Source organism: Herbaspirillum sp. ST 5-3, assembly GCF_004804275.1.
In the GTDB taxonomy this organism is placed as follows: domain Bacteria; phylum Pseudomonadota; class Gammaproteobacteria; order Burkholderiales; family Burkholderiaceae_D; genus Noviherbaspirillum.
The window spans coordinates 292675-309539 of record NZ_STGI01000001.1; the positions used below are offsets into that span (position 1 = coordinate 292675).

Consider the following 16865-nt stretch of genomic DNA (forward strand, 5'->3'; position numbering starts at 1 on the left):
ATGTGGGCCGGCACATGGTGATCCGTCAGCTACACTACTTGTAATCCAGCACACAGCCCTTATTTGCAGTGAGATTGCACATCAACATTCACTTCAGAGGCAAGCATGGAACAATTTCACGGCACGACCATCCTGTCCGTGCGTCGCGGCAATATTGTCGCCCTGGGCGGCGATGGCCAGGTGACGCTCGGCAATATCGTCATGAAAGGCACTGCGCGGAAGGTGCGCAAGCTGTATCAGGGCAAGGTATTGGCGGGATTTGCCGGTGGCACTGCCGATGCGTTCACGCTGATCGAGCGCTTTGAAGGCAAGCTCGAGAAGCACCAGGGCAATCTGATGCGAGCCTCCGTGGAGCTGGCCAAGGATTGGCGCACCGACCGCATCCTGCGCCGCCTGGAAGCGATGCTGCTGGTGGCAGACCGTGAATCGACACTCATCATTACCGGCAATGGCGATGTGCTGGAACCGGAAAGCGGTATCGGCGCGATCGGCTCCGGCGGCGCCTACGCACAATCCGCAGCCAAAGCCCTGCAGGACAACACGGAACTGTCGCCGGTCGAGATCGTGAAGAAAGCCCTTACGATTGCCGGCGAACTGTGCATCTACACCAATCTGTCGCATACCATCGAAACCCTCGACTGACGCGCAGCGACGCGTCCACACTTCATCATGAACATGACTCCCCAAGAGATAGTTTCCGAACTGGACAAGCACGTGGTCGGCCAGTCGCGTGCCAAGCGCGCGGTGGCGATTGCCTTGCGCAACCGTTGGCGCCGCCAGCAAGTGACGGAACCTCTGCGTCACGAAATCACGCCCAAGAATATCCTGATGATCGGCCCGACCGGCGTGGGCAAAACCGAGATCGCACGTCGCTTGGCGAAACTGGCCGACGCTCCCTTCATCAAGATCGAAGCCACCAAATTTACCGAGGTCGGTTACGTCGGTCGGGATGTCGACACCATCATCCGCGACCTGATCGACATCGGCATCAAGCAAACACGCGAGTCGGAAATGCGCAAGGTGCGCACGCTCGCGGAAGATGCTGCGGAAGATCGCATCCTCGACGTCCTGCTGCCACCGGCACGTGATTTCGGTTTCAGCGCATCGCCCAACGCGAACGAAGGCGAACAGGCCGGCAACACGACGCGCCAGACTTTCCGCAAGCGCTTGCGCGAAGGTGCACTCGACGACCGCGAGATCGAAATCGAAGTGGCCGATACCGGTCCGCACATGGAAATCATGGCGCCGCCCGGCATGGAAGAAATGACGGAGCAGATCAAGTCGATGTTTTCCGGGCTCGGCGCATCACGCAAGAAGAAGCGCAAGGTAAAGATCAAGGAGGCGATGAAGCTCTTGATCGAGGAAGAAGCCGCCAAGCTGATCAACGACGATGAACTCAAGCAGAAAGCGATTGCGAACGTCGAGCAGAACGGCATCGTGTTCCTCGACGAGATCGACAAGATCGCGAGCCGCTCCGAGGTCGGCGGTGCCGACGTGTCGCGTGCGGGCGTTCAGCGCGACCTGCTGCCGCTGGTGGAAGGAACGACAGTCAACACCAAGTACGGCATGATCAAGACCGACCACATCCTGTTCATCGCCTCAGGTGCGTTTCATCTCGCCAAGCCTTCCGATCTGATTCCGGAGTTGCAGGGACGTTTTCCGATCCGCGTCGAACTGGAATCCTTGTCGATTGCGGACTTCGAGCGCATCCTGACCAGCACCGACGCCTGCCTCACGCGGCAGTATGAAGCACTGCTCGATACCGAAGGCGTGAAGATCGAATTCACCCAGGACGGCATCCAGCGCATGGCGGAAATCGCGTTTTCGGTGAATGAAAAAACCGAAAACATCGGCGCGCGGCGACTGTACACCGTGATGGAGAAACTGCTGGAAGAAGTGTCGTTTACGGCCAGTGAATCCTCCGGCAAGACCATCTCGATCGACGCCGCGTATGTGGACGACAAACTCGGCGCGCTGTCCGACAACGAAGACTTGTCGCGCTACGTGTTGTAAGCGCAGTCAAGGCGGGCCTGGTCGCCCGCCTCGCATCATTTCATCATGGCTAACAAGGCACTCTCGAAACGGCAGAAGATGATCATCCGGGTCGAACCGTCGCAACGGGCGCTGAAGCCGCGCAATCCGATTGCGCTGGCGGCAAAACAACGCGTCGCCGGATCCCATCGGAAATCCGCGTCCGCCGGTCGGCAATTGCAGCAACGCCTGTTGAAGAAAGTGATCGGCGAGTCCGACGACTAGCGCAGGACTTGCGCTAGTCTGCAGCAATCAGCGGCTCTGCAAAGGCGTGTTCGGTCCGGCCGTACCCGGCGGAACCTGGTTCGTGAAGGGTGCGTAGGGCTGCGTCGCAGGCGCGGCAGGCGCAGCGTTTTGCGGGCTTGGCGCGGGAGCCGGTGCGGGCGTGACGACTTGAGGTGTCGCCGGAATCGGTGTCATTGGCGCCGGCACCGCCGGCACGGGTGTCGGTGTGACGACCGGAGAAGGTAGTCCAGCAGTTGGTGCAGGCATGGTAGCGGCCGAGCTTCCCGATCCGTTCGCAGTCGGCTGCGTCTGTGTTTGGGCCGCCGAGGGAGGCGGACTCACGACCATGGTCGGTGGAGCGGTCGTCGCCGCCGGCGGCGTCATTTGCCCGGGCCGACCGGAAACCGCCGGACTCTGGGCCGGAGCCGGCGATGCCGAACTCCCCGATGGCGTCATCGCAATACCGCCCTGCCCTTTCGCATTCTCAGGCAACTCCACCCGTTTGGTGGCCCCACCCTCGGATAGCAAGACATACCCGCGGTGCACCTCTTTTACCTTGACGCCCGGTACGACTTCGGCGTCGACCCGCACTGGCTGTGCCGGCTTGCCGTCGGCACTCAGGATCGCAATGCTGTCATGCGGATTGCCGGAGAAGATCACGCCTCTCAGTTGATAGTTGCTGGCACCTGCAACCGGCCCTGAGCGCCCGCCAAACAATGCTGCGGCTGCCTCCGGGTGTACATCCGCGGCGGCAACACGCACTGGCGGCGCGACAGGGCGCACCGGCGGCTTGAACAACTGCATCGCCCAATAAGCGACCGAGGCGCACAGGGCAATGAACATCAAGAAACTCGCAGCAAGCGGCAAGCGCTTCATCACATTCCTTTTTATTTGTTTTGTTATCGCACCAGTTGGTTGATTTCGATAATCGGCATCAACACCGCCAACACAATCAGCAAGACCACCACGCCCATTACCAGGATCAGTGCCGGTTCCAGCAGGCCCGCGATCGTCATCGCGCGCCGTTCCAGGTCCTGTTCCTGCGCGTTTGATGCCCGCTCAAGCATCTGAGGCAATTCGCCGGTAACCTCGCCGGCACGAATCATGTGAATCAGCATCGGCGGGAAATGCTTGTGCGCCGATAGTGCGCGCGCCAGGCTCACGCCTTCGCGCACGCTGTTGGTCGCTTCTTCCACCTGTTCTCGCATCGCGACGTTGGAGAGTGTATCGCGGCTGGTTTGCAGCGCTCGGAGTATGGGCACGCCGGAGCCGGTCGTGATGGCCAGCGTACTAGCGAAACGCGCGGTATTCAGGCTGCGTTCGAACTTGCCGTACAGCGGTGCATTCAACAGCCAGCGATGCCAGCGGTACTTGACGTCCGGATTCTTCAATGCCGTGCGCCATGCGAACAGACCGCCAACAAAGGCCAGCAGGACGATCCAGCCGTAACTGCGCACGAAATCGGAAATCGCCAGCATGATGACGGTCAGGATCGGCAGCTTCTGCTTGGTATTCGCAAAGACCGACACGATCTGCGGCACCACATAGGCGAGCAGGAATATCACGATGGAAAATGCCACGACCGTCACGATTGCCGGATAGGTGAATGCAAGCCGCACTTTTTGCACCAGCGAATTGCGACGCTCGATGTAGTCGGCCAGACGCGACAGCACATGCGACAACTGACCGATCTGTTCGCCGGATGCGACCAGCGCGCGATAGATATCGGCAAAGTCGCGCGGATGTCGCGACAAGGCATCGGACAAGGATGCGCCGCCCATCACTTCGGAACGGATCGATGCCACCAGGTCGCGCACGTAGGGCCGCTCGGCTTGTTCCAGCAAGGCGGTGAAGGCTTGTTCCAGCGGCAGGCTTGCCTCGAGCAGGCTGGCGAGCTGGCGCGTAAAGAGTGCAAGCTCGGTAGTCGACAAGCGGTCGCCGAAAGCCCGGATCCTGGTCTGTCCCAGTTCGTCGACCTGGGTGGCGATGGCATCGACCACGATGGGCACCAAGCCTTGCGAGCGCAGGTCCGAACGCGCCGAGCGCGCACTGTCGGCATTGACCACGCCCTTTTTGGTGGCCCCTGCGGCATCAACGGCTTCGTAGCGGAATGCCGGCATCGTTTACTCTTTCGTTACGCGCAGCAATTCCGCCTGCGTGGTGGTGCCGTCGGCAAGCCAGCGCTCGCCGTCCTCACGCATGGTGCGCATGCCGTTTCTCTGGGCCGTGGCACGAATTTCCGCTTCCGATGTCTGGTCGTGGATCTGCGCGCGGATCTGATCGGTCGTCAGCAGCAATTCATACACGCCGACACGGCCCTGGTAACCCGTGTGCCCGCACTTGTCGCAGCCGACTGCGTGCCACTCCTGCCCGTCATGCCGACGGCATACCGGGCACAGCTTGCGCACCAGACGCTGCGCGACGACGCCGAGCAACGAGGATGAGAGCAGGAACGGTTCGATGCCCATGTCGAGTAGACGGGTGACCGCTGCAGCCGAATCGTTCGTGTGCAAGGTCGCCAGCACGAGGTGACCGGTGAGCGATGCCTGCACGGCGATCTGCGCCGTTTCAAGATCGCGGATCTCGCCGATCATGATGATGTCCGGGTCCTGGCGCAGGATCGCGCGCAATGCCTTGGCAAAGGTCATGTCGATGCGCGCATTGACCTGGGTCTGGCCGACGCCCGGCAATTCGTATTCGATCGGATCTTCGACCGTCAGGATATTGGTGGTCGGCGTGTTCAGCCGCGACAGGGCCGCATACAAGGTCGTGGTCTTGCCGGAACCGGTCGGGCCCGTGACCAGCACGATGCCGTGCGGCTGGCTGATCAGTTCGTCGAATTGCTTCTGCACATCGGCGCTCATGCCGAGATGTCCCAGGTCGAGCCGGCCGCCTTCCTTGTCGAGCAGACGCAGCACCGCGCGCTCACCATGGCCGGTGGGCAAGGTCGATACGCGCACATCCACCGGCTTGCCGCCGATGCGCAATGTGATGCGGCCGTCCTGCGGCAGGCGTTTTTCCGCGATGTCGAGTTGCGCCATGATCTTGATGCGCGAAATCAGCGATGCGTGTATCGCCTTCTTCGGCCGCACGATGTCACGCAGCGCGCCATCAACACGGAAACGCACGACGGAAACCTGCTCAAAGGGCTCGATGTGGATATCCGATGCTTCTTCGCGCAAGGCCTGCGTGAGCAGCGCGTTGATCATCCGGATCACCGGTGCATCGTCGGCCGATTCCAGCAGGTCTTCGATGGCCGGCATGTCCAGCATCAGCTTGGTCAGGTCGAGATCCGATTCCACTTCGTCGACCACCTGCGCCGCATCGCTTCCGGAATTGGCATAGGCTTTCGCAATGGCTGCTTCCAGGTCTTCACGCGGCAAGGATTTGAGCTTGACGCGGCCGAAGCGGCGGCTGACTTCCGCGATGGCGGAAGGAACGGTTGCTTCCGACACCCACACCTCGACGGCATTGCCGGCCGTTTCGCTGCGGCGCGCAAGCAGCGCGTGGTCGCGGGCGAATGCGTAAGGTAAAAGGCGGGCGTCGGTCATGGTATTGCTCATTGCTGTCTGCTTGGGTTCTGATCTGTTGGTGGTGGGGCCGCCGGCACGGGCGCGGTCGCTGGCGCAGCCGGCTGGGCCTCGCGCTCCGGTCGCGGCGGCAGGTTCAGCAGGGAACCGCCAACCGGGCGGCCATTCTGCATGGGCGGCAGCACCGGCACGTTGACGTTGGGCAGCACCGCTGACGGCGCCTGTTGCGTATTCATCTGGATATTGCGGATGAAGTCATAACGATCGCTTGCAACATTATTGCTCTGTTCGCTGGTTCGGATGACGGTCGGCCGCAGGAACACCATCAGGTTGGTTTTGTTCCCGCTGCGGGTGCGGTACTTGAACAGGTTGCCGACCACGGGGATATCGCCCAGCCCCGGCACCTTTTCCTCGTTGTCCGATGCCTTGTCCTCGATCAGGCCGCCGAGCACGATGATTTCGCCATCATCGACCAGGACGTTGGTTTCGATCGAACGCTTGTTGGTAACGATGTCCGATGCCTTGCTGGTGGTCTGAATATTCGATGTTTCCTGATAAATCGCCATCTTGACCGTACCACCTTCGGAAACCTGCGGACGCACGCGCAAGGACAAACCCACATCGCGGCGCTCGATGGTCTGGAACGGATTCTGCGCACCGGAAGCCGCCGTGGTGAAGGTGCCGGTAATGAATGGCACGTTCTGGCCAACGATGATCCGCGCTTCTTCATTGTCGAGCGTAATCAGGTTCGGCATGGACAAGATGTTGGCGTTGCCTTCCGATTCCAGTGCGCGGGCCAATGCCCCCAGCGTGAGCGAACCGTTCACCTGCTTGAAGATACCCACATTGATGCCGTTGCTGGGCGCAATCGGATTGCCGGTGGTTGCCTTTGAGACTGCCTGAGCGATGAGATTGTTCCCGCCCTGCCCGAATCCGCTGGCGATGCCAAGCCGATAGTCGCTGGTCGCGTCGCCGGTCAAGCCGGCCCACTGGATGCCGAACTCGGCAGCCTTATCTGCCGTAACCTCGACAATCAGCGATTCGACATAGACTTGCGCACGGCGTGCGTCGAGCTGATCGATGACGGCACGCAGATTGCGATACACCGACTCGTTGGCGGTAATGATCAGCGCATTGGTCGCCGGGTCAGCCTGAATGAAGCCGGCCGGCCCGCCGGTCGGCAAGGCGGTCGGGGTCGGCGACGAAGGCGACAAAGAGCCTTGTCCGAGCTGCCCCTGCTGGCCCTGCTGCCCCATCGCAAATCCGGGCTGTTGCGCCTGTTGCTGCGGCTGCTGTGCGCTGGTACCCGCCTGTTGCGTGCTGCTGTCGGAAGCAACAACTGCACGCAGCGTTTGCGCCAGCCGGACGGCGTCGGCATTCCTGAGATACACCACGTGCACATTGCCCGGCTGCGCGGTCGGCTGATCCAGCTTGGCGATCAGCGATTTTGCAAGATTGGAACGCGCCACCGATGGCGCGCGCACAATCAGGGAATTGGTGCGCGAATCGGCCAGCACCGACATGGTGCCTGCAGCGCCGCCCGGAACCGGGCCGGCGCTCTGCTCCACCAGCCGGTTGACGGTCGTCGCGAGGTCGGTGGCGATGGCATAGCGCACCGGCACGACATCCAGGTCACCGACGGCCGGCGTGTCGAGTGCGGCAATGATCCTGCCAAGACGCTTCAGGTTGTCCGCATAATCGGTAATGACGATGCTGTTGTTGCCGGGATTGACGTTGATCGTGTTGTTCGGCGAAATCAGCGGGCGCAGCACCTGTACCAGGTTGTTTGCCGACTCGTAGTTGAGGCGGAAGATCTGCGTGGCAATCTGGTCGCCCCGTACGTCGGTCGGCCGGGTCGGACCGGCCTGCAGTTTCGCATCGGCTTCCGGCACGACCTTGGTATAGCCGTCGATCTTCACCATGGCAAAGCCCTGCAGGCGCAAGGCGGAGGCGAGCAACTCCATGGCCTGCGGCTTGGTGACCGGTTTTTCGGATACCAGGTTGATGGTGCCCTTGACGCGCGGATCGATGACGAAAGTGGTCCGGGTATAGTGGCCGATCGCCTTGATGACCGACTCGATATCAGCGCCCACAAAATTCAGGGTCGCCTGATTGGACGAGGGATCTTGTGCATAAACGGGCGGGAAGCTCGTCGTCATTGCGCACAACAACAAGGCGGTTGCTCCCACTTTGCGCCAACCCGCCGGCCTTTGTAATGTTTCTGCTGATTGATTTTTTTTCATTTGAACTCTAGCGCGATAACATCCTTGTCGCCTTCTCTTCGGCGTTGTCCCAGCAAATTCAAAAGATTTGCCAACCTTTCTTCCTGTCCTGCTTCCGCTTCTGCCTTTCCTGAAAACTGCAGACGTCCGTTCGACAACGTCCCATTGCCGCTCAACAACATCGGCCCTTGCAGTGTCTTCAACGCAAGTTGTGCCTGCCGGCCGCGCCAATCCATTATCAATTGGTAATCCCCAAGCGGTTTGATCGGTGACAGACGCGAAGCAATGTCGCTCATCCGCAAGGTCATCGTCCCTATCACTTCCAGACCGCCTCCCTGCCTCGCGACCTGCAAGGGAGTCCATGACAATCGCATCTGGCCCGAGGGCCGAATCGTGTTCAGCGGCGCACCCAATCCCGCCAATCGTTCCGCAGGCAAGGAAACACTTGCCGGACTCACCTGCCATTGATACCAGCTTCCGGCGATGGCGACCGCTTGCGACAGTGCCGCCGGATTCTCCAGGTGCAGATCGACCTGTCCCAGCAGCACCAGCGGCGACAAGCGCCATGCGAAGCGCCCGGGCAACAGCGGCGTCACCGGATCAGCACCGCTCGGCGCACCGCCGATGAAGGCGGAGCCCCGCCATAGGGTGCCCTGTGCATCACCGAGCGTCAAGCGCCCGCCGGTCTGCCCCTCGAGAATCGCCGCCATCCATGCCGCCGGGCAAAACACGATCACGGTCAACAGGATGGTCGCGGCACCCGCCAGCAACCATATCACGAGGCGGCGCACGGCATCTCCATCCGGTCATGAACCCGCATCATTGCTCGCTTTTCTGCTGGCGCAGGGTGAAGCTTGCATTGACCATATCGGGTTGCGTCAGTGCTTCGACCTTCGCATCGACCACCGACACGCGGGCGGTACGCTGCATGTCCGCCAGCCAGTCGGTGATGCCGGCGAAGGACACGCTGTTCAATTGAAGCTTCGCCATTTCGCCGGTCACGGTAACATTCTGCGGCTTCAATCCCTTGCCCGCGAGAGCCGCTTCGATGCTCTCCCTGGTCATCGTCGTAACCGGGCCAGCATTCTTGCGCGACACGGTCGTCGATTCCTTGGCCAGTGCCTGCACCTCCGCAGCCTGCTGGCGCAAGGCCGGCAGTTTCTTCGCCATGTCCGTACGGCCGCTGAGCGCAGGATCGATGAACAAGACGTAGATCAGGCCGAGCACGATGACGGCAATGGCAGCGAGCAGCATGTTCTGCTCGCGCTTGTTGCGTTCGCTCCAGAACGTCGACAGCGACTGCTTCAGGCCGCTCAACTGAGTGGTGCGTGCGTTCCTTGCGTTCATTTGGTGCTCCTGACCAGCCAGGTGCCGGAGGCCGGCTGCGAGGCAGTCACATTGCGTGCGGCCAGCGCACCGCGCATTTGCTCAAGCGAAACACCGGCGTCGGGCTTGAATTTGACGGTCAAGGCGCGATCGTGATATTCCAGCGACGCCACGACGGAACCGCTCTTGCCGGCGCTGGACAAGGCTTCGCCAACCGCCGCGGACAGCGCGAGAAAATCGTCCGGAGCGATTTCGCCGGACTCACGCTGCGCGGAGGCCATCTTCTGCCGCAGTTGCGCCAGCGGATCGACAATGACGGTATCTTTCGGATAAGCGGACTTGTAGGTCTGGATCATGCCGTTGCGCAGCACGTCGGCCTCGCGTTTCATGCGCATCCAGTCGACGTTCAGGCCAATGATATTGACCAGCAGCACTGCCGCCGCCAGCGCAAGAGGCCAGCGCCATGGGCGCCAGTCGAAACTGGGGCCGCTTGCCGCGCCCAGTCCGCTCATCATGTCGATCGAGGTCTTGCCCGCGCCAGCGATCCAGCGCTGCCAGCTGTCGGCATGAATGGTGATGCGCTCCTGCAAGGGCGGCGCGACATGCAGGGATTCCTCGTAGTCGCGCACGCGGGCCTGCGGCACGTACAAGTCGATCGGTCCATGCGGTACGACCGCGCTCAATGACTGCATCGCGTCGAATGCCGCAGACTCGGGCTGATCGGCGACGATCGACAGGCCGATGCCGTCCTGTTCGCCCATGCGCACGGCGATGTCGATATCGGTGCCGTGCTCGGAAACGGCCGCGCTTGCCGCCTCATTCCTGCGCGGCAGGGACAACTGCGAAGGCACGGCGCTGATGCTGCGCGCGCCGAGTCCAATCAAGGTCCTGTTCAATATCTCCAGCCACGAACGCTGCACAACCGCGACCGTGCGCACGCCTTCATGCATCTCGCCGCCGACGACAGCGCATTCGGCGGGATCGCTCATCAGCTGATCTTCCACCAGATTGGGCAGCGCCGCTTTCAGGCGCGCGCCGGACAGGGGCGGCATTTTCACGCGCAGCAAGGTGACATCGCTCGCCGCGAGCAGCAAGACCGTGCGTTGGGATTTGCCGACCAGTTCGGATAATTCGGACAGCGCCGCCACCCCTTCCCGCTCGATCGCGCCGCTGTTGCCTGCCGACGCGAACTGGCAATACAGCGGCATGCCGGGTTGCTGGCTCTCTGCGGTGGCATGCGACGGCAGCCGGATATACAGTGTGCTCAAGATATCTCTTTCTTCTTAGTTTTCTCGGATCCAGCGAATTTTTGTGTTGCCGTTATCCTGGCGCTCGATCAAGGCCTGCATGTCCATCGTTGCGCGGCTTAGGCGTACCTTGCCATTCACGAGGAAATAGTTCGTGCTGACCGAAATCGTGTTCGGCTTGACCGACGCCTGCTTCGGCAGAAGACCGGTGAATTCAGCGTTGGTCTTGAACCATGCGCTTTCCCGATTGACAGCCAATGATGCTGCCTCCGAAAGCGACAGTGTAGCAATTCTGGCAGACAGAACCTCCGGCGCGGCGGTATTGACGTTGATATTAGTCCTCACCGGCAGAACCACAATGAAATCCCTCAACTTTGCGAGTATCTCCGGGGTAAAACCGGGTACGGCCAGCAAGTCGTCAACATAAGAGATCGTCAGCGGCTGCGATTGCGGATTGGTGCTGCCGGTCGACGCGGCCGGGCGGCTGAGCGCGGACTGCATCAACTCCGCGGTAGCACGAGCGAGTGCCGGATTCTGTCCGACATTGGTCAGCAGCTTCCCGAAGGCCGCCACCTCGTCCGCGTCGACGGGCCCGCTCGGTGGCGGGTACAGATTGGTGATGTTGAAGCGCGACTGGGCGTCAACGATGCCACCGGACAGCGCGGCATCGGGGACATCGGTCTCCGTCCGTCCGTTCTCCACGTATTGATCGAGCCGGGTCTCGGCAAGAGGAACCGCCCAGGGCTCGCCGAGATGATCAACTATGCTGCGGGTCCGTGAGTCAGTCTTTTTGTCCTCGCGCAAGATCAGCTTGGTCCAGTCCAGCGCACCGCGCAGTATCCACTGCTTCTGCAACTGCAAGCGCTGGTTTTCGATCGAGCGCACCTGTACCTGCTGCTGCCAGAACAGGCTGGCGACGATGGTGATCGCGAGCGTAGTCAACAGCAAGGCGGTGATGACCGCCACGCCGCGCTGATGCAGGATGGGTTGCATTCTCATGCCGGCCCCAGCAGGAAGATCTTCACCAGCCTGGCGCCGCGATTACGCATGTGCAAAGCCACTTCGACGCCGCTCGGCACCGCCGGGTTAAGGGGCGCCGCTCCCTGCACGGGTGCGGGTGCGGGCGCGGGTGTCGGTGCAATGCTCGCATCGCTCGTCCAGCCGGTGCTTTCCTTCCAGACCCGGATGGCCATATTGTCGATGTCGGAGTTCAGGGCAACTGCCGGGCCGATTTCTCCGTTGCTGGTTGCTGCCTTCCATGCCGTGTCCAGTTCATTCAAATCCCGCGTTGCCAGTGATTCCCGGCGAATCAATACGCCGTTCTCGAGCCGGTAGCTGACTACCTGGATGCGCGAGGGCTGATTTTCGGCAAACACGGTGCGCACCAGGCTCAATCTTCCGGCCTGCGTATCGAGTATCTGTCGCCCCGCTCCGATCGTGCCCTGGTCCACAATATTTCCGCAATCGCTCTGCATCTGTGCGAACGCGAGCTGCAGCCCGCGTGTCTCTTCCAGTTCACTGGTCAGCGCAACACGCGCCCGGATGATGCTGTCGAGTCCGCGCCATCCAAGCACCGCAACGATAGCCAGCACGCTGATGGCCACCAGCAATTCGATCAGGGTGAAACCGCGTCGTTTCCCGTTCATCATCACCCCTGCGACACCACTTGGGCGAGCTTGATGATGCGGCGATCCATGTTGTCGCCATCGAACACACTGACCTCGACACGTCGGAAAAACGGATTCGGCGTCGCGAACACTTCCTCTTCGCAGGTCAGGCGCAGATCGCCTTGCGAGCAATCGAAGCTGCGCTTGCCGAAAGCCGGGTATTCATGCGCGAGACGAATCTGCGCCAGGCGGTTTTCCGCCGACCAGGTCGCCATCATGGATGCGCGCAAGCCATTGCTGTTCTGCGTCAGGCTGCCGACGGCGCGCAGGCTTGCACCCAGCGCCGTGCCGACGATGACCAGTGCAACCAGCACTTCGAGCAGTGTGAATCCTGAGGATCGGGAGAGGCGGCGATGCATGCGTTCACTCCACCACGAAATGGCCGATGCCGTCGGCGCGGACTGCGACACTGGCATCGCCCGCTGCCATGGTCAGCACAAACGGCTTGTCGACCGGTTCACGGCCGAAGATGATGCGTAGGGGATTGTTTTCCGCCGCGACCGGCGGGCTGATCGACAAGGCAATCGGCGCCCGCTTGAATTCGCGTTCACGCAGCAAATCGTCCTGCGACAGCGGTTCCCACTTGTCGCCATCGCGGATCAGGAAACGGTAGCGTTCGGAATCCGCCTCGAATGCAATCGGACGATTGCGCACGATCGCCTCATCGCGCGCGAGCTGCAGCAGGAGTGCGATGCGTTGCGCTTCGTTCTGCAATGCCTGCCGCTCGCCCGGCATCGCATTGAAAGCGACCACGCCCATCAGAATGCCGGCGATCACCAGCACCACCAGCAATTCAAGCAAGGTGAAGCCGCGCGCCTGTTTCATGCGGGGCCCGCGCGCGGCGTACGAGAGAGAAGCGTTGACTATAGATCCCACGAACCGATATCTGCGTCGTTACCGGCACCGCCCGGCTGTCCGTCGGCACCGTAGGAGAAAATATCGATCTCGCCTTTGACACCGGGGGACAGGTATTGATACTGGTTGCCCCACGGATCCTTCGGCAATTTATCGATATACCCGCCACTCTTCCAGCCATTCGCCGCAGGACCGCTGGTCGGCTTGGCGACCAATGCCTGCAAGCCCTGCTCGGTGGTCGGGTAACGCTGGTTGTCCAGCTTGTACAGCTTGAGCGCCTGCATCAGGGTCGCAATGTCCTGCCTGGCGGCAGTGATGCGTGCGTCGTCGGCGCGGCCCATCAGCTTGGGCACCACCAACGCCGCCAGAATACCCATGATGACAACCACCACCATGATTTCAATCAGGGTAAAGCCGCGGCTGACGGCTTTGGCGAGCTTGCGGCGTGGTGAGAAGGCAAGGTTAGCGATCATGGAAGTTTCTTTTCGAGAATGACAAATGAACATTAGTATAAAGCCAAGGAAGGACATCAGCTTGCCCCAGCGCAAGCTGCATACTTCCGAATAGTGAAAAGAGGTAGGACAGCAGCATACGGAAAAAGTGCTGCAAAGCACAAAATTCGCGGATTTTCTGTCTCTTGGGTGTTTGATTCCTGGATGAATATCCACGCTTCGCAGGAAAAAAATTTATTTCCGGAACCGTACGGCGACATTGATCTGCAGGGCAAAGCGCGCCATTTCAAGACTGGTCAATGCATTGTCTCCGCACGTAGTAACCGGCGATTACCCGCTCCATGACGACAAGGCGAACAATGACCCTCCTTACAACTTCAAAGGAGACAAGATCATGGCTGCCAAAACCATCCTCATGCTGGTCGGCGATTTCGGTGAAGATTATGAAATCATGGTCCCGTTCCAGGCCTTGCGCGCCGTCGGTCACGAAGTCCACGCAGTGTGTCCGGACAAGAAGGCGGGCGACTTCGTGGTCACCGCGATCCACGATTTCGAGGGCCACCAGACCTATTCCGAGAAGCCGGGCCATCGCTTCACTCTGACGCACGATTTCAACGCGGTGCAACCGGCTTCCTATGATGCACTGCTGATTCCCGGCGGACGTGCGCCTGAATATCTGCGGCTCAACGCGACGCTGCTGGAAACCGTGCGCCATTTCGCGCAAGCGAAAAAACCGATTGCAGCGATCTGCCATGGCGCGCAGATCCTCGCCGCGGCTGGCGTTCTCGAAGGCAAGCGCTGCTCCGCCTATCCCGCCTGCCGTCCGGAAGTCGAGCAGGCAGGCGGACATTATGCCGAAATCGCAGTGGACGCAGCGGTTACCGACGGCAACATCGTCAGCGCGCCAGCCTGGCCCGCGCACCCCGCATGGATCGCGCAATTCCTCAAATTACTGGGCACGGAGATTGTGCTATAACCTTAGCAAACGACCGGAGCATACAACCAACGCAGGAGCGCCCATGTGTGAAATCTTCGTCAAGGCCGATCCACACCTCTACGAATGCCGTGCGCGCTCCATCCGGCTGCATGGCGCAGTCACATCCATCCGTCTGGAGAACCTGTTCTGGCATGCGCTGGAAGAAATCGCCACGCGCGACGGCATGAGCGTCAATCAACTGATCACCAAGCTGTACGATGAACTGGTCGAATACCGGGGTGAAATCGACAATTTCACCTCCTTCCTGCGCGTATGTTGTCTGCGCTACCTGTCACTGATGGTCGACGGCGCGATCTCCACCGACAAACGCATACCGCTTGCGGGTGCCAAATTGATGACCGGCGGTGCGCCCACGATGAACAATGGAACAAACATGGTGCTGATGCAGTCTCGATAAAACCCGCATCGAGCAAGGAGATCGCCCATGTCGCTGCACCACGCCACTTCCGGAGAAAAAATCGATATTCGTCCGCTCGGCGACAAGCTGACGCAAACCGCGTCTACCGCGCTACTGAGAACGGCGGACCTTGAAGTGATGCGCGTCGTGCTGGCAAAAGGAAGGTCCGTTCCCGAACATCATGTCCCGGGGGAAATCACGATTCAATGCATCGAGGGAACGGTGGAAGTGCAGGCACATGACAAGACGCAAGTCTTGACGGCCAGTGAGATGCTCTATCTTGAAGGCAACGTGCCGTATGCGTTGAATGCTCTGGAAAATACATCGGTGCTGATGACGATCCTGCGCAAGCCTGATCCGTCTGGCTCAGGTGCCGCCAAGCATTCTAATTAATGTCTAGGCAGACTCGATCCGCGGGTCGCGCGACAACAAGCTTTCCACCAACTCGCGCGGCGAATCGCCATCGAACAGGACCGCCGCCACTGCATTGGTAATCGGCATATCGACGCCATGAGCGTGCGCAAGCAAACGCACCGATTGCGCACAACGCACACCTTCGGCGACATGCCCGAGTTCGGCGACGATCGCATCGAGCTTCTTGCCCTGTGCCAGGCCAAGGCCAACCTGCCGATTGCGCGACAGATCGCCGGTGCAAGTCAGAATCAGGTCGCCCATGCCTGCCAGCCCCATGAAGGTCTCGGGACGTCCGCCAAGCGCGATGCCCAGGCGCGTAATTTCAGCCAGGCCGCGCGTGATGAGTGCGGCACGCGCATTCATGCCCAGTCCCATGCCGTCAATGACGCCGGTGGCGATGGCAAGGATATTCTTTACTGCACCGCCCACCTCGACGCCGATCAGGTCATCGGTCGAGTACACACGGATCGACCGACCATGAATGGCGCGCACCACGCAGTCGCGCAGCTCCGGCGAATCGGAGGCAATGGTCAGCGCACACGGCAGGCCGCGTGCGACTTCCTGCGCGAACGACGGCCCGGACAATGCGCCATGCGGAATGGCCGCGCCGAGTTCTTCATGCACGATCTGGTGCGGCAGCAGTTGGGTCTTTTCTTCAAAGCCCTTGCACAGCCACACGATGTTGGGAATGCGATGGGATTGCAGCCGCTGCGCCAGCGGACGCAATCCGGCAACGGAAGACGCAACAATCAGCAAACGCTCGCCACCGGTATTCACATTCGCTACGGCCGATTCAAAATCGGACGTCACCTTGAGGCTGGGCGGTAGCGCGAAGCCGGGGAAGTAAGCCGCATTCTCGCGCTTGGCTGCTGCCTCGCGCATGGCGTCTTCCTCTCGGCCCCACAGCACGACATGATGGCGGTCCGACAGCACGATCGCGAGCGCGGTGCCCCAGGCGCCGGCACCGAGGATGGTGACATTCATCGGCTGATGCGTCTTGAAAGCGGAGTTGGCTGACATAGGCCCTTATTCACCCCAGACTTCGGACGCGCGCACAAATCCGCCCTGCCCGTCGCGATGGCGCACCTTGACCCAGCCGCCCGCGGCGGGTTCGACCAGTTCCAGCAATACGCCCTTGTCTGCGGTAAACGCGATGGCGGAAGCGTCGGAGGCGGCTTCGCGCACGCGCGCATTTGCCGCGCTGACAATCACGTTGCGCCGCGTGCTCAACAGCCTGGAATCAACCCAGGCCAGATCGCCGGCGGCGTCACGCACCTTGGTCCATTCACCATAGGTCAGCACGACTTCGACAGGCATGCCCCGCGGCGCGATGAACACCTTGCGGCCCTTCGCCGAGGGCGCGTCGTAGAGCACTGCAGGTGCGGCGCCAACGGACTTGAACTCCAGCGCTTGTGCAATGCCCGCTGCGGACAGCAGCAGCATGGACAAGACGAGCAATCGCGCAGATTTCATCAACACCCTCCCTGTTCTCGTGAAAACCG

At 60.9% G+C, this 16865-nt stretch carries 20 protein-coding genes; 6 read left to right on the forward strand and 14 right to left on the reverse strand.

Features of this window, described 5'->3' with window-relative positions; genetic code table 11:
• The first annotated feature begins 105 nt into the window (after nt 1-105).
• From hslV to E6W33_RS01390, 3 genes are read left to right on the forward strand one after another with little or no spacing between them, the layout of a single operon-like run.
• A complete protein-coding gene (gene hslV / locus E6W33_RS01380) occupies nt 106-642 on the forward strand; it encodes an ATP-dependent protease subunit HslV (RefSeq protein WP_136413480.1) in 537 nt (178 codons plus the stop codon).
• Nucleotides 643-669: 27 nt separating this feature from the next.
• Entirely contained in the window at nt 670-2013 is a 1344-nt protein-coding gene (gene hslU, locus E6W33_RS01385; protein WP_136413483.1) for an ATP-dependent protease ATPase subunit HslU, read from the forward strand.
• Between the two features lie 45 nt (nt 2014-2058).
• The gene (locus E6W33_RS01390; protein WP_136413485.1) at nt 2059-2256 is read left to right on the forward strand and encodes a hypothetical protein; all 198 of its coding nucleotides are present in this window, start codon (nt 2059-2061) and stop codon (nt 2254-2256) included.
• Nucleotides 2257-2283: 27 nt separating this feature from the next.
• Here the strand turns inward: E6W33_RS01390 and E6W33_RS27760 are convergent, their stop codons facing one another.
• From E6W33_RS27760 to gspG, 12 genes are read right to left on the reverse strand one after another with little or no spacing between them, the layout of a single operon-like run.
• Nucleotides 2284-3132 (reverse strand): type II secretion system protein N, encoded by an 849-nt coding sequence (locus tag E6W33_RS27760; protein ID WP_136413487.1) that lies wholly within the window; start codon nt 3130-3132, stop codon nt 2284-2286.
• 23 nt (nt 3133-3155) lie between these two features.
• Entirely contained in the window at nt 3156-4376 is a 1221-nt protein-coding gene (gene gspF, locus E6W33_RS01400; protein WP_136413489.1) for a type II secretion system inner membrane protein GspF, read from the reverse strand.
• A 3-nt stretch (nt 4377-4379) separates the two neighbouring features.
• Entirely contained in the window at nt 4380-5819 is a 1440-nt protein-coding gene (gene gspE, locus E6W33_RS01405) for a type II secretion system ATPase GspE (RefSeq protein ID WP_168798477.1), read from the reverse strand.
• Complete coding sequence (gene gspD / locus E6W33_RS01410) at nt 5816-8029, reverse strand: type II secretion system secretin GspD (protein WP_136413491.1); 2214 nt, start codon at nt 8027-8029, stop codon at nt 5816-5818. Before gspD ends, gspE begins: the two co-directional genes overlap by 4 nt.
• Nucleotides 8026-8799, reverse strand: a complete 774-nt coding sequence (locus E6W33_RS01415; protein ID WP_136413493.1) for a type II secretion system protein N — start codon at nt 8797-8799, stop codon at nt 8026-8028. The genes gspD and E6W33_RS01415 overlap by 4 nt, the downstream gene beginning before the upstream one ends.
• Nucleotides 8800-8827: 28 nt before the next feature.
• On the reverse strand, nt 8828-9355 hold the full coding sequence (gspM, locus tag E6W33_RS01420; RefSeq protein ID WP_136413495.1) for a type II secretion system protein GspM: 528 nt from the start codon (nt 9353-9355) through the stop codon (nt 8828-8830).
• Complete coding sequence (gspL, locus tag E6W33_RS01425) at nt 9352-10602, reverse strand: type II secretion system protein GspL (protein WP_136413497.1); 1251 nt, start codon at nt 10600-10602, stop codon at nt 9352-9354. Before gspL ends, gspM begins: the two co-directional genes overlap by 4 nt.
• A gap of 15 nt (nt 10603-10617) precedes the next feature.
• Nucleotides 10618-11580 carry a type II secretion system minor pseudopilin GspK gene (gene gspK / locus E6W33_RS01430; RefSeq protein WP_136413499.1) on the reverse strand — a complete coding sequence of 321 codons (963 nt, stop codon included), beginning with the start codon at nt 11578-11580 and terminating at the stop codon, nt 10618-10620.
• Nucleotides 11577-12230 (reverse strand): prepilin-type N-terminal cleavage/methylation domain-containing protein, encoded by a 654-nt coding sequence (locus E6W33_RS01435; RefSeq protein WP_348983143.1) that lies wholly within the window; start codon nt 12228-12230, stop codon nt 11577-11579. Before E6W33_RS01435 ends, gspK begins: the two co-directional genes overlap by 4 nt.
• Nucleotides 12230-12607, reverse strand: a complete 378-nt coding sequence (gene gspI / locus E6W33_RS01440) for a type II secretion system minor pseudopilin GspI (RefSeq protein ID WP_136413501.1) — start codon at nt 12605-12607, stop codon at nt 12230-12232. The genes E6W33_RS01435 and gspI overlap by 1 nt, the downstream gene beginning before the upstream one ends.
• 4 nt (nt 12608-12611) lie before the next feature.
• On the reverse strand, nt 12612-13073 hold the full coding sequence (locus E6W33_RS01445; RefSeq protein WP_136413504.1) for a GspH/FimT family pseudopilin: 462 nt from the start codon (nt 13071-13073) through the stop codon (nt 12612-12614).
• Between the two features lie 38 nt (nt 13074-13111).
• Nucleotides 13112-13576, reverse strand: a complete 465-nt coding sequence (gene gspG, locus E6W33_RS01450) for a type II secretion system major pseudopilin GspG (protein ID WP_136413506.1) — start codon at nt 13574-13576, stop codon at nt 13112-13114.
• Between the two features lie 373 nt (nt 13577-13949).
• Between gspG and E6W33_RS01455 the strand changes: the two genes are divergently transcribed.
• From E6W33_RS01455 to E6W33_RS01465, 3 genes are read left to right on the forward strand one after another with little or no spacing between them, the layout of a single operon-like run.
• The gene (locus E6W33_RS01455; RefSeq protein ID WP_136413508.1) at nt 13950-14531 is read left to right on the forward strand and encodes a DJ-1/PfpI family protein; all 582 of its coding nucleotides are present in this window, start codon (nt 13950-13952) and stop codon (nt 14529-14531) included.
• A 43-nt stretch (nt 14532-14574) separates the two neighbouring features.
• The gene (locus tag E6W33_RS01460; protein ID WP_136413510.1) at nt 14575-14949 is read left to right on the forward strand and encodes a ribbon-helix-helix domain-containing protein; all 375 of its coding nucleotides are present in this window, start codon (nt 14575-14577) and stop codon (nt 14947-14949) included.
• 27 nt (nt 14950-14976) lie between these two features.
• The gene (locus tag E6W33_RS01465) at nt 14977-15342 is read left to right on the forward strand and encodes a cupin domain-containing protein (protein WP_136413512.1); all 366 of its coding nucleotides are present in this window, start codon (nt 14977-14979) and stop codon (nt 15340-15342) included.
• 3 nt (nt 15343-15345) lie between these two features.
• Here E6W33_RS01465 and E6W33_RS01470 read toward each other — a convergent pair whose 3' ends face one another.
• Together E6W33_RS01470 and E6W33_RS01475 are read right to left on the reverse strand one after the other, a co-directional pair.
• A complete protein-coding gene (locus E6W33_RS01470; RefSeq protein ID WP_136414357.1) occupies nt 15346-16347 on the reverse strand; it encodes an NAD(P)H-dependent glycerol-3-phosphate dehydrogenase in 1002 nt (333 codons plus the stop codon).
• A 42-nt stretch (nt 16348-16389) separates the two neighbouring features.
• Nucleotides 16390-16836, reverse strand: a complete 447-nt coding sequence (locus E6W33_RS01475; protein WP_136413514.1) for an SH3 domain-containing protein — start codon at nt 16834-16836, stop codon at nt 16390-16392.
• Nucleotides 16837-16865 lie beyond the last annotated feature (29 nt).

Coding starts and splice junctions, on each gene's coding strand:
- hslV (WP_136413480.1), top strand. CDS start 106: ATGGAACAATTTCACGGCACGACCATCCTGTCCGTGCGTCGCGGCAAT.
- hslU (WP_136413483.1), top strand. CDS start 670: ATGAACATGACTCCCCAAGAGATAGTTTCCGAACTGGACAAGCACGTG.
- E6W33_RS01390 (WP_136413485.1), top strand. CDS start 2,059: ATGGCTAACAAGGCACTCTCGAAACGGCAGAAGATGATCATCCGGGTC.
- E6W33_RS27760 (WP_136413487.1), bottom strand. CDS start 3,132: ATGAAGCGCTTGCCGCTTGCTGCGAGTTTCTTGATGTTCATTGCCCTG.
- gspF (WP_136413489.1), bottom strand. CDS start 4,376: ATGCCGGCATTCCGCTACGAAGCCGTTGATGCCGCAGGGGCCACCAAA.
- gspE (WP_168798477.1), bottom strand. CDS start 5,819: ATGAGCAATACCATGACCGACGCCCGCCTTTTACCTTACGCATTCGCC.
- gspD (WP_136413491.1), bottom strand. CDS start 8,029: ATGAAAAAAAATCAATCAGCAGAAACATTACAAAGGCCGGCGGGTTGG.
- gspM (WP_136413495.1), bottom strand. CDS start 9,355: ATGAACGCAAGGAACGCACGCACCACTCAGTTGAGCGGCCTGAAGCAG.
- gspK (WP_136413499.1), bottom strand. CDS start 11,580: ATGAGAATGCAACCCATCCTGCATCAGCGCGGCGTGGCGGTCATCACC.
- E6W33_RS01435 (WP_348983143.1), bottom strand. CDS start 12,230: ATGATGAACGGGAAACGACGCGGTTTCACCCTGATCGAATTGCTGGTG.
- gspI (WP_136413501.1), bottom strand. CDS start 12,607: ATGCATCGCCGCCTCTCCCGATCCTCAGGATTCACACTGCTCGAAGTG.
- E6W33_RS01445 (WP_136413504.1), bottom strand. CDS start 13,073: ATGAAACAGGCGCGCGGCTTCACCTTGCTTGAATTGCTGGTGGTGCTG.
- gspG (WP_136413506.1), bottom strand. CDS start 13,576: ATGATCGCTAACCTTGCCTTCTCACCACGCCGCAAGCTCGCCAAAGCC.
- E6W33_RS01455 (WP_136413508.1), top strand. CDS start 13,950: ATGGCTGCCAAAACCATCCTCATGCTGGTCGGCGATTTCGGTGAAGAT.
- E6W33_RS01460 (WP_136413510.1), top strand. CDS start 14,575: ATGTGTGAAATCTTCGTCAAGGCCGATCCACACCTCTACGAATGCCGT.
- E6W33_RS01465 (WP_136413512.1), top strand. CDS start 14,977: ATGTCGCTGCACCACGCCACTTCCGGAGAAAAAATCGATATTCGTCCG.
- E6W33_RS01470 (WP_136414357.1), bottom strand. CDS start 16,347: ATGAATGTCACCATCCTCGGTGCCGGCGCCTGGGGCACCGCGCTCGCG.
- E6W33_RS01475 (WP_136413514.1), bottom strand. CDS start 16,836: ATGAAATCTGCGCGATTGCTCGTCTTGTCCATGCTGCTGCTGTCCGCA.